We start from the raw sequence: 12047 nt of genomic DNA on the forward strand, positions 1-12047 counted from the left end.
ACATTTTATAGAATGCAATTACATGAGACTTGACTGGCAAATGAATATAATAAAAAATAACCAAAAATAAAACACGATGTGACAAAACATGTCGCTGAATAGCTGATTACAGTCATCAATTAAGACAATTCATATTTGTTAATTAATATAACGTGTTTGTAAAAATGGATGATAGCGACGACACCTGGATGTCATAACCGTGAGATATAGGGCATTCATGTCATGAAGAAGTTTTTAGTTTTTCTGCTTTCATGTTTTTCAATAAATGCAGTAAACGCAGAAGACTTACAAAATACCGTTAAAGATGCATTAGCGAATCATCCTGAAGTTAATGCTGCAATAAATAGCCGTTATTCCTCGGAGCAAGATCTGCGGGCGGCACAAGGTGGCTATTTGCCATCACTGAATTTAAATGCCGAGGCCGGGCGCAAAAATGTTGATGATGCAACTACCCGCGCTACAGGGCGCAATAACGGTCTGACTCAATCACCTAACGAGGCGACTATCAGCCTCGAGCAGAATGTGTTTAACGGCTTTGCGACCAACAGCGAAGTGGCGCGACAAAAAGCGACCGTTGACTCACGCGCCTATGGTGTGATGAACACCAGTGAAAGCACCGCTTATGCGGTGATTCAGGCCTATTTCGACGTGCTGCAACGCGAAGAGTTTGTTCGCCTTGCTGAAGACGATCTGGCGAACCACGAGCGCATTTACGACCAGATAAAACTGCGTACCGATCAGGGCGTTGGGCGCTCCGGGGATTTTATGCAGGCCGAAGCGCGTCTGGCGCAGGCGCGAAACAACCTGCTGACCGAGCAGACTAACCTTGAAGACGCGAAAACCACCTTTGTCAGCGTGACGGGCATGGATCCGCAGGGCTTAAGCCAGCCAGAAAGCATTGACTCTCAGCTGCCAACCTCGCTGGAAGATGCCAAAAGTCGGATGGAAAAAAATAATCCATTACTGAAGTCTGCCAATGCGGATATCGAAGCTGCGCACCAGCAGTATGAAGCGTCGAAATCAACCTTCTATCCACGTGTAGACGTTGAGCTTTCCCGCGGGATTAGCAACAACACCGATACCACTCGCGCACACACCGAAGAGTGGGAAGCGATGGTAAAACTGCACTACAACCTGTACCAGGGCGGCAGCGACAAAGCCAACATGAACTCCCGCGCTTATCTGCACAAGCAGGCTCAGGATGTACGTAATAACACACTGCGCCAGCTGAATCAGGAGCTGCGCCTGGCCTGGACCGCACTGCAAAACGCACGCGCTCAGATTCCTTCGGCGGAAGAATACGCTGACCGCAGCGTCAAAGTACGCACGGCTTATCAGGATCAATTTAGTCTTGGCGAGCGTACGCTGCTGGATTTACTCGATAGTGAAAATGAAGTGTTCTCCTCTAAACGCCGTCTTGTTGAATTACGTTATCTGGCCATGACCAGTGGCTATCGTATTAGCGAACGCACCGGGGAATTAATGAATATTCTAAAAATCACACCGCCGCCTTCGGGGCAACCGGTAGATTCAGCAGAAGAAAATAGCTTACCGGAACTTCATTAATAATTATTAATCCCCAATAAATCCCTGACCTGCACGCTTATAATTAGCTTGCTATTATTTAACCGTGCACGGTCAGAATGGTTGCGAAAATGAGTGCACAAGCCGAATTATTAAATGACGTCCCTGAGAATTACGCTCGTCCTAATTCTCAACATCACGACCCACGTAGCCATAATGACGACCCGTTATTAGATAGCTTACTGATTCTGTGTTCTCTGCACGGTAAACCGGCGAGTCGTTCAACATTAAGCAGTGGCCTGCCATTAGAAAACGATCGGCTCACGCTGAATATATTTCCACGCGCAGCGGCAAGGGCCGGTTTAAAGGCGCGAGTCGTCACGCGCACGCTCGATAAAATTCCGGCAATGTCTCTGCCTGCTGTCTTGTTATTGAACGCAGGGGGAACCGGGGTGTTGTTGGCATGGAACGATGACGGCAGCGCCCGCTTTATGCCCAGCGAAAGCGAAGGTGGGGAAATTTGCGTTGATGCCGCCACGCTTGAGCAAAACTATGCGGGCAAAGTCATTTTTGCGCATCCGCGCCACGAATTCGATTTGCAGGCAGAGGCCTTTCTGCCGCGTACCAAATCCTGGTTTAAAGACACGCTGAAGCTGTCACGTTTTCTGTATATGGATGCGGTATTGGCCAGTCTGTTAATCAACCTGATTGCGCTCGGCACACCGCTCTTTACCATGAATGTGTATGACCGCGTCGTGCCAAACCAGGCAACGGTCACACTATGGGTGCTGGCAGTCGGCATCTGCCTGGCTTTTGTCTTTGATCTGATTTTAAAAATGCTGCGCGGTATCTGCCTTGATATTGCAGGTAAGAAAAGCGATCTCATCATCTCTTCAACCCTGTTTGAGCGCATTGTCGGTATGGAGATGAAAGAGCGCCCGGCACGCGTGGGCAGCTTTGCACAAAACATTCACGAGTTTCAGTCACTGCGTGATTTCCTCTCATCCCTCACTTTGACGACGATTATCGATTTGCCCTTCACCCTGTTACTGCTAATTGTTATTGGCATTATCGGCGGCGCGCTGGCATGGATCCCGGTACTGACATTACCGATTGCCCTGTTGTGCAGTTGGGCACTACAAAAGCCGGTCAACGCTGCTGTGGCAAAAACCATGAATCTCGCCAGCGAACGCCAGGCGCTACTGATTGAAACCCTGAGCAGTCTGGATGCCATCAAAGTGAATAATGCCCAAAGCGAACGCCAGTTCCAGTGGGAACAAACGCTGGGCAGCCTGAGCCGTCTCGAACTGCGGGTGAAAACCTTGTCCAGCCTGGCCAGCAACCTCACCGGCTGGTTCCAGCAAATTTCAGGCGTGGTGATGATCATCGTCGGGGTGTACATGATTATCGACGGCAAACTGAGTATGGGTGGCTTGATCGCCTGCTACATGCTCAATGGTCGCGCCTTGATGCCGCTGGGTCAGCTCACCGGCCTTATCGCCCGCTATCAGCAGGCGAAGCTGACCATCAAAAACACTGAGAAAATGATGTCGCTGACACAGGAGCGCCGTGCGGATGAAAACCCACTCAAGCGTGAACAGTTACAGGGCAGTATTGAATTTCGCGATGTGGATTTCAGCTATCCGGAGCAACAAAACCTGTCGCTGCACAAAATTAACCTGACCATTCAGCCCGGTGAGCGCATCGGCATTATCGGGCGCAGCGGTTCCGGTAAAAGTTCGTTGAGTAAACTAATCGTCAATTTATACCAGCCGAGCGCCGGGAACCTGCTGATCGATGGTATCGACTCTCGTCAACTGGATGTGAACGATCTGCGCCACAGCATCGGCTACGTGCCACAGGACATCCAGCTATTCAACGGCACGCTGCGCGATAACCTGCTGTGCGGAGCGCGCTATGTCGATGACGAAACCATGCTGCGAGCGGCAGAACTGGCTGGCGTCAACGAATTCGCACGCCTGCATCCCGACGGCTATAACCTGCAGGTAGGCGAACGCGGCTCCCAGCTTTCCGGTGGGCAACGGCAGGCGGTGGCGCTCGCGCGCGCACTGTTGCTTGATCCCCCTCTCCTGCTACTGGATGAACCCACCAGTTCGATGGACAACACCAGCGAAGAGAAGATCAAACACGCGCTGGCCCCCTGTATTGCGGGAAAAACGTTATTACTGGTCACGCATCGCGCTTCCATGCTGTCGCTGGTTGACCGTCTGATTATTGTTGATAAAGGTCGCATCATCGCAGACGGTCCGAAAGGGGTAGTGATGGATGCGTTGAAAAAGGGGCAAATTAATGCGTCTCGCTGATCTCCTGACTCGTGCCCACAGCTATATGCAGCACTATTTTCGCGGTCGTGATGAAAATCAAACCGACAGTATTAATGAGGTTAGTCAGGCCATAATTGATGACGCCCCAAGAGTGATACGACTGACGTTGTGGGTGATCCTCGCGCTGGTGGTGCTGTCCTTCATCTGGGCTGGTTTTGCAAAAATTGATGAAGTGACACGCGGTGAAGGCAAAGCGATCCCTTCATCAAAACTGCAAAAAATCCAGAACCTGGAAGGGGGAATTGTCACCGAGCTGTACGTGCATGAAGGGCAAATCGTTAACGCCGGAACTCCACTACTGCACCTAGATGACACGCGCTTCGCCTCCAACGTGGGTGAAACTGAAGCCGACAAACTCGGTCTGCGCGCCAAGGTAGAACGCCTGACGGCTGAGGTTGAAAACCGGGATTTTGTGATTTCACCCGAGATAGCCAGCCAGGCGCCGGAAGTCGCCCGGGGAGAAACCGAGCTGTACAACAGCCGCCGGGAACAATTTCACAACGAAATTTCCGGGCTCGAAGAACAGCTGGTGCAGAAAAAACAGGAACTGCGCGACTTTGAGTCAAAGGAGGATCAGTTTAAGCACAGCCTCGGGTTAATCCGTCAGGAAATCAAAATGTCCGAGCCGCTGCTCGCTTCAGGCGCCATTTCAAAAGTCGAACTGCTGCGACTGCGTCGTACCGAAGTGGAAACCGCCGGGCAGCTCAATTCTATTAGCCTGTCGCTGCCCAAGGCTACGTCAGAAATTAAAGAGATTGAGAATAAAATCGGTGAAAGCCGTGGCCGTTTCCAGAGCGATGCGCTGGCCCAACTCAATGAAGCTCGCACCAATCTGAGTAAAACCCAGGCAAGCGTTAAAGCACTGGAGGATCGGGTGAACCGTACCATGGTCACCTCACCGGTGCGGGGTATCGTCCAGCAGGTGATGGTGAATACTATCGGCGGCGTCATTCAACCGGGCAGCGATCTGGTGGAAATCGTTCCGCTGGATGACAAACTGTTAATCGAAGCCAAAATCCAGCCGCGCGATATCGCCTTCCTCCATCCGGGTCAACATGCGATGGTGAAATTTACCGCTTACGATTACACCATTTATGGCGGTCTGCAAGGCGAAGTAGTGCAGATAAGCCCGGACACCGTTACCGATAAGCAGGGGCGAAGCTTTTATATTGTGCGTTTGCAGACGGATAAAAATTACCTGGGAACAAAAGAGCATCCGATGCTGATCATTCCCGGCATGGTGGCGAGCGTCGATATTCTCACCGGCAAGAAAACGATTCTGAGCTACCTGTTAAAACCGATTATTCGCGCACGCGCGGAAGCACTCAGAGAACGTTGATCGGTTGCGCTCCCTTACATTTTGCCGGGGAGCGCATGAATTTATAACGGCGTGCAAAAAGAGAGCTTTCCACGATTCAGGGTGATTTTCCCGTCATTAACCAGCTCCTGTAACACCTTATGGATGGCACTACGTGAAATATGGTTACGGGTCAAAATAAAAGTATACACGGATGTTTTCTCGCGAACCTCTGGCTCCATCGACCAGATATATTTTACGTGTTCAATTATCTGCTCACGAATAGTACGGTGCGACTGCAACGCTTCACGCTGAAAATAACGTTGAAGATGATGCGTTAAGATATCAAACGCCTGCTTCCATAAGTTTTTGGTCGTAAACAGGTGATCGGCATTTTGGACGCTCATCGCCCACATTTCACAATCGGTATCACAACGCAAATAGTGGCCAGCCACTTCCGTACGCATTTGTGGCAGGCCGAGAATAGCAGGTGCAGAAATACTCACCGTGACTAAATCGTTTTCCACACGATAAACAGAGACAGTCCCTTTCTCCAGAAATAAGATTTGTCCATCGGTCTTCAAATCAATACGCTGACGTTTTTTACGTAACGACAGCCAGGCATTATCCGACTTCTTCATTTCATCGCCAACGAGCACTACAGCATTTTCAATTTCTTTCTGGAACATGGGACTCTCTACCGCAAATTATGGCTTAGTCAAAAAGATGGTTAAATTTACTCGGCACTAAAAATAAATGTCAGCTCGCAAACAAGCTGACATTTATTCCCATCTACATCTACCACCGGCATTCCCTGGTGCCATTGACGCGTTAAGGTTCATGCTGTTTTCGCGTGGTGGTGTCAGGCAGTATATGGCGCTGTCCATAAAGAATTAATGGCAATCATCTTTGTCGACATTTTTTCATCTTTCTGTTCTTTGCAGAGTAGCCAAAAAGATACAATCAATTGATTTTAATGGGTTTTATTTTCATTAAAAAGTTATCATTCTTGTTATATCATGATACCAAATTGCAACACTTCGCGGTTCTCGCTGTGGGATCAGGTCCATGCTGGTGGTCTTTATAGGCTCAGTGGTATCATGACTAAACGACCACTAGACGCATCATCAAGAGTAGAGACAATATGTCTGAGACTGGCAATGTCAGTTATCTGATTGAAAATAGAATAATATTTACGCCAGCCACACAATGTCTGGCGCGGGTAGATCACCCCAATCAGCGGATAAAACTCAAACACTCAGCGTCGTTATGTCTTTTATTACTTATTCAACATCGCGGGCAAGTGGTTTCTCAAAACGAATTGCTGGAATTCGGTTGGGGTAAAAATCACCGGCAGGTGAGTTTCAACGCCTTTTATCAAAGCATTCTCTCGTTGCGTAAAAGCTTACTGCAGCTGGAGCTTGAACAACCGCTGATCACAACGATCCCCCGCAAAGGGCTGATCATTCAAGAAGAGTTTGATATTCAGGTCATTGAAACACCGGAGGAAAACTCTGCTTCTGCTGAAGAATCCTTAGCGCCAGATGCCACCATTGAGGAATTTTTGGCTGACACACCGCGTCAACCTTTGATAACGGCTGCAGAAACAGTAATGTTGGCACTTACCCTGATAATTTGTGTGCTTATATTATATCCGTGGCAAGCCAGCGATGATTATTTCTCCGGCTATATCGCTGCGGATAAAGCACCCACTGGCTGTCAGTATTATTTCAATAACGATGCCAGTAATTTCTCCCGGCATACCGCGTTTATCGACAAAAACCCAGGACTGTGTCAGAGCCATAAATTTATCTATATCACGACCTATCCTGAGTCTAAGAAACTGTCCGTACTGGTGTGTCGCTCACCGATAAAAGCCAGGCAAGAAAATGCCTGTCAGTCGGTATATTACCCACGGTATGATAGCTAATGAACTTATATCCCCGAACGTCCCGCATCCAGACAGGTATTATCCTGCTGCTTTGTTTTGCTGCGCTTATTCTTACTGTCGTCTATCGGTACAGTAAGAACAATGGCGAGTTACATGATCTCACCTGCCGCTCTGCCATCGAAATTGTACGCAATACAAGCTCGTTCCGAGGGATTATTGATATTAAAACCGGGGGCAGTAAAGGTATTGTGAATATTGATGGTATTATCAAAGATGCCGAAAATAATGAGCAAACCGTGCAACGCATGGTACTTTTTACACAATCCAGCTACGGCTCAAGCCCGGTTTGGATTTCACAGAAAATCCAAATTTCCAATCGCGAAACGGCTCCCGCCAGCCTTATTCAGGAACTCCTCCCCGATTTTTTCCTGACCAACACCAGCGTATCCAACGTCGATTTTTTTGCGCTGAACAGCGAGACATACCTGATTACCAAAGAGGGGATCCCCTATCTGTACTGCCAGAATTATTCATTGCCGGAAAATCAATAATCCGTCAGCACCCTGGCGGCAAAACCTACGGATGAATCTCGGTCGTTGTCGGTGATAAGATAGACCATTCAGGTAGAGCCAACGCTCGTCGTTACTGCCCATCAGGCGGCTTTCGAATGACAAATTTGTGGGTTTATGTGAGTTTCCAGGGGCTCACGTGAGACTGCCCAGGTCCCCAAAAAGATTAAAAAAAGAGCAAAAGCGATATGAAAGAGTCACTTGATACGGACTTCACGAACCACACCCCAATGATGCAGCAGTATCTCAAGCTGAAAGCCCAGCACCCGGAGATACTGTTGTTTTACCGCATGGGCGACTTTTACGAACTTTTTTATGACGATGCGAAACGTGCTTCTCAGCTGCTTGATATCTCCCTGACCAAACGCGGCGCGTCTGCGGGCGAGCCAATCCCGATGGCGGGCATTCCTCACCATGCGGTAGAAAACTACCTCGCCAAGCTGGTCAACCAGGGTGAATCCGTCGCTATTTGTGAACAGATTGGCGATCCGGCGACCAGCAAAGGTCCAGTTGAGCGCAAAGTGGTGCGTATTGTCACGCCAGGCACCATCAGTGATGAAGCACTGTTACAGGAACGCCAGGACAACCTGCTGGCCGCTATCTGGCAGGACAGTAAAGGTTATGGTTACGCAACGCTGGATATCAGCTCCGGGCGTTTTCGTGTTAGCGAACCCGCCGACCGCGAGACCATGGCCGCAGAATTGCAGCGCACCAATCCCGCTGAACTGTTGTATGCCGAAGATTTCGCTGAAACTTCACTGATTGAGGGACGTCGCGGATTACGTCGTCGTCCGCTATGGGAATTTGAAATCGATACCGCTCGCCAGCAGCTAAACCTGCAGTTTGGCACGCGGGATCTGATTGGCTTTGGCGTAGAAAACGCCCCGCGTGGATTATGCGCGGCTGGCTGCCTGCTGCAATACGTAAAAGATACCCAGCGTACCTCGCTACCGCATATTCGTTCCATCACCATGGAACGTCAGCAGGACAGCATCATTATGGATGCCGCCACGCGCCGCAATCTGGAAATTACCCAGAACCTGGCGGGCGGTGTTGAAAACACGCTGGCTTCAGTACTCGACTGCACCGTGACGCCGATGGGCAGCCGTATGCTCAAACGCTGGCTGCATATGCCGGTCCGTGACACCAGAGTCCTCACTGAGCGCCAACAGACCATCGGCGCGCTACAGGATTCCACCGGTGAATTGCAACCCGTGCTGCGTCAGGTCGGCGATCTTGAACGTATCCTTGCACGTCTGGCCCTGCGTACCGCGCGCCCGCGCGATCTGGCCCGTATGCGTCATGCATTCCAGCAATTACCGGAACTGCGCGCACAACTGGAAAGCGTAGACAGTGCCCCCGTACAGATGCTGCGCGAGAAAATGGGTGAGTTTGCTGAGCTGCGTGAATTGCTGGAACGTGCCGTAGTGGAAGCTCCACCTGTGCTGGTTCGCGACGGTGGCGTCATCGCCCCGGGCTATAACGAAGAACTGGACGAGTGGCGAGCGCTGGCTGATGGCGCAACTGACTATCTGGACAGACTGGAAATCCGTGAGCGCGAGCGCACCGGCCTTGATACGCTGAAGGTTGGGTTTAACGCCGTTCACGGCTACTACATTCAGATCAGTCGCGGGCAAAGTCATCTGGCGCCGATTAACTATGTGCGTCGCCAGACGCTGAAAAACGCCGAACGCTACATTATTCCGGAGCTGAAAGAGTACGAAGACAAAGTTCTGACATCAAAAGGCAAAGCGCTGGCGCTGGAAAAACAGCTGTACGATGAGCTGTTCGACATGCTGCTGCCGCACCTGGCTGATTTGCAACAAAGCGCCAGTGCGCTGGCAGAGCTGGACGTACTGGTCAACCTTGCGGAACGCGCTTATACCCTGAATTACACCTGCCCGACCTTCACCGACAAGCCTGGTATTCGTATTACCGAGGGACGTCATCCGGTGGTTGAACAGGTGCTGACCGAGCCGTTTATCGCCAACCCACTTAACCTCTCGCCTCAGCGACGGATGCTGATTATCACCGGCCCGAACATGGGGGGTAAAAGTACCTATATGCGCCAGACTGCGTTAATTGCGCTGCTGGCCTACATCGGCAGCTACGTTCCGGCGCAGAAAGTGGAGATCGGGCCTATCGACCGCATCTTTACCCGCGTGGGCGCGGCGGATGATCTGGCCTCCGGTCGTTCCACCTTCATGGTAGAAATGACCGAAACCGCCAACATTCTGCATAACGCCACCGAGAACAGCCTGGTGCTGATGGATGAGATTGGACGCGGCACCTCCACCTACGACGGCCTGTCGCTGGCGTGGGCGTGCGCGGAAAATCTGGCCAATAAAATCAAAGCATTAACGTTGTTTGCCACCCACTACTTCGAACTGACTCAGTTACCGGAGAAAATGGAAGGCGTAGCAAATGTGCATCTTGATGCGTTAGAGCACGGCGATACCATCGCCTTCATGCACAGCGTACAAGATGGTGCGGCGAGCAAGAGCTATGGTCTGGCAGTAGCAGCCCTGGCAGGCGTGCCGAAAGAGGTTATTAAACGCGCGCGGCAAAAACTGCGCGAACTGGAAAGCATCGCGCCGAATGTTGCTGCGACCCAGGTCGACGGCACACAGATGTCGCTCCTGTCAGCTCCGGAAGAAACGTCGCCCGCCGTTGAAGCACTGGAAAATCTCGACCCGGATTCGCTAACGCCTCGCCAGGCGCTGGAGTGGATCTACCGGTTGAAGAGTCTGGTGTAACGCCGTAATGCCCGATAGTGATACGCTTATCGGGCCTTCAAAATATCGCTATATGTAGGCCGGGTAAGGCAAAGCCGCACCCGGCGAGTTGTATTAGCGCTTATCTTCTGCCAGCAGCGGTGGAATACTCGGCACCATCGGTGCGTCATCAATATCCTTCTGCGTCATGCGAAACGCTTGCGGGTAGTGCTCGCGGCTGGTACGGCGTAGCGGCTCAGTATCACGCCAGGTGTATAGACAATGCTGGCACTGATATACCGCCCAGACACCTTTTACCGGCGAGTTTGCCATCACTTCAATATGTTCATCGGCACAACGTGGACAAATCATCTGCTACTCCTTATTTACGGTTGGCCAGCATGGCGGTCAGTTTTTCTGCCCAGGCTTTCGTTTCCGGTAAATCGCATACCGGCTGGCTATAGTGCCCACGGTTATCCGGCGCAACCGGCGTGGTCGCATCAATAATTAACTTGTCGGTAATCCCCGCCGGACTGGAACCCGGATCAAGCTCCAGCACCGACATATTCGGCAATTGCACCAGATCGCCCGCCGGATTGACCTTCGAAGACAGCGCCCACATCACCTGCGGCAGGTTGAACGGATCAACATCCTCATCAACCATAATCACCATTTTCACGTAACCCAGGCCATGCGGCGTCGTCATTGCGCGCAGCCCCACCGCGCGGGCAAAGCCGCCGTAGCGTTTTTTGGTGGAGATAATTGCCAGCAAACCGTGGGTATACATGGCATTCACCGCCTGCACTTCCGGGAATTCGGCTTTCAACTGTTGATACAACGGTACGCAGGTTGCCGGCCCCATCAGGTAGTCAATCTCCGTCCACGGCATCCCCAAATACAGCGATTCAAAAATCGGTTTGGTACGATAAGAGACTTTATCGATACGCACGACCGTCATATTACGTCCACCGGAATAGTGCCCGGTAAACTCGCCAAACGGCCCTTCGATTTCACGCTTACGACCTTCAATGACCCCTTCGAGGATCACTTCTGAACCCCATGGCACGTCAAAGCCGGTGAGCGGCGCGGTAGCGATCGGATACGGGCTTTCACGCAGTGCTCCCGCCATTTCGTATTCCGACTGATCGTACTTCAGCGGCGTGGCCCCCATCAGGGTGATGATCGGATCGTTACCCAGCGTGATGGCAATCGGCAGATCTTCACCGCGCTCTTCGGCTTTATGCAGGTGCAGCGCGATATCGTGCATCGGCACCGGCTGCAGGCCAAGCTTGCGTTTGCCCTTCACCTCCATACGATAAATGCCGACGTTCTGTTTGCCAAAGTTGTCCGGATCCAGCGGATCGCGCGACACCACGCAGGCTTTATCAAGATAGAAACCGCCGTCGCCATCGTTCAGGCGAAACAGCGGCAGAATATCAAACAGGTTGATCTCATCACCATCAACACAGTTTTCGGCCCACGCCGGATTGGCGCGACGCTCCGGCGTAACCGGAAATTTATCCCAACGGCGAATAAACTCATCAATCTGTTTTTTCACTGGGGTATTTGGCGGCAGGCCTAAAGAGATGGCGTGATTCTGCCACGAACCAATAGTGTTCATCGCCACGCGGGCATCGGTAAAACCACGAATATTGTCAAACCACAGCGCTGGCGCACCGTCACCAATGCGCCCGGTCGCATTGGCTG

Annotated in this window: 9 protein-coding genes; 6 read left to right on the forward strand and 3 right to left on the reverse strand. The window is 51.3% G+C overall.

The genetic code is table 11. From position 1 onward, the window contains the following. The first annotated feature begins 222 nt into the window (after positions 1-222). The 3 genes from FDW94_RS12700 to FDW94_RS12710 all read left to right on the forward strand — a co-directional run bounded on the left by FDW94_RS12700 (position 223) and on the right by FDW94_RS12710 (position 5208). On the forward strand, positions 223-1566 hold the full coding sequence (locus FDW94_RS12700) for a TolC family outer membrane protein (protein ID WP_137377684.1): 1344 nt from the start codon (positions 223-225) through the stop codon (positions 1564-1566). An 89-nt stretch (positions 1567-1655) separates the two neighbouring features. Then, the gene (locus FDW94_RS12705) at positions 1656-3848 is read left to right on the forward strand and encodes a type I secretion system permease/ATPase (protein WP_249358472.1); all 2193 of its coding nucleotides are present in this window, start codon (positions 1656-1658) and stop codon (positions 3846-3848) included. Continuing rightward, complete coding sequence (locus FDW94_RS12710) at positions 3835-5208, forward strand: HlyD family type I secretion periplasmic adaptor subunit (RefSeq protein WP_137377686.1); 1374 nt, start codon at positions 3835-3837, stop codon at positions 5206-5208. The genes FDW94_RS12705 and FDW94_RS12710 overlap by 14 nt, the downstream gene beginning before the upstream one ends. Before the next feature lie 41 nt (positions 5209-5249). Here the strand turns inward: FDW94_RS12710 and FDW94_RS12715 are convergent, their stop codons facing one another. Further along, positions 5250-5855, reverse strand: a complete 606-nt coding sequence (locus FDW94_RS12715; protein WP_008785664.1) for a helix-turn-helix domain-containing protein — start codon at positions 5853-5855, stop codon at positions 5250-5252. A 455-nt stretch (positions 5856-6310) separates the two neighbouring features. Between FDW94_RS12715 and FDW94_RS12720 the strand changes: the two genes are divergently transcribed. From FDW94_RS12720 to mutS, 3 genes are all read left to right on the forward strand, one after another. Then, complete coding sequence (locus tag FDW94_RS12720) at positions 6311-7096, forward strand: winged helix-turn-helix domain-containing protein (RefSeq protein ID WP_137377687.1); 786 nt, start codon at positions 6311-6313, stop codon at positions 7094-7096. Beyond that, on the forward strand, positions 7096-7608 hold the full coding sequence (locus tag FDW94_RS12725) for a hypothetical protein (protein WP_137377688.1): 513 nt from the start codon (positions 7096-7098) through the stop codon (positions 7606-7608). Before FDW94_RS12720 ends, FDW94_RS12725 begins: the two co-directional genes overlap by 1 nt. Before the next feature lie 206 nt (positions 7609-7814). Next, the gene (gene mutS / locus FDW94_RS12730; RefSeq protein ID WP_048236664.1) at positions 7815-10382 is read left to right on the forward strand and encodes a DNA mismatch repair protein MutS; all 2568 of its coding nucleotides are present in this window, start codon (positions 7815-7817) and stop codon (positions 10380-10382) included. 93 nt (positions 10383-10475) lie between these two features. Here mutS and FDW94_RS12735 read toward each other — a convergent pair whose 3' ends face one another. Continuing rightward, positions 10476-10712 carry a non-oxidative hydroxyarylic acid decarboxylases subunit D gene (locus FDW94_RS12735; protein WP_137377689.1) on the reverse strand — a complete coding sequence of 79 codons (237 nt, stop codon included), beginning with the start codon at positions 10710-10712 and terminating at the stop codon, positions 10476-10478. Positions 10713-10722: 10 nt separating this feature from the next. After that, a partial coding sequence (locus FDW94_RS12740) for a non-oxidative hydroxyarylic acid decarboxylases subunit C (RefSeq protein ID WP_249358475.1) occupies positions 10723-12047 on the reverse strand: 1325 nt, incomplete at its 5' end.

Source organism: Citrobacter sp. wls757, from assembly GCF_005280935.1.
GTDB lineage: Bacteria > Pseudomonadota > Gammaproteobacteria > Enterobacterales > Enterobacteriaceae > Citrobacter > Citrobacter portucalensis.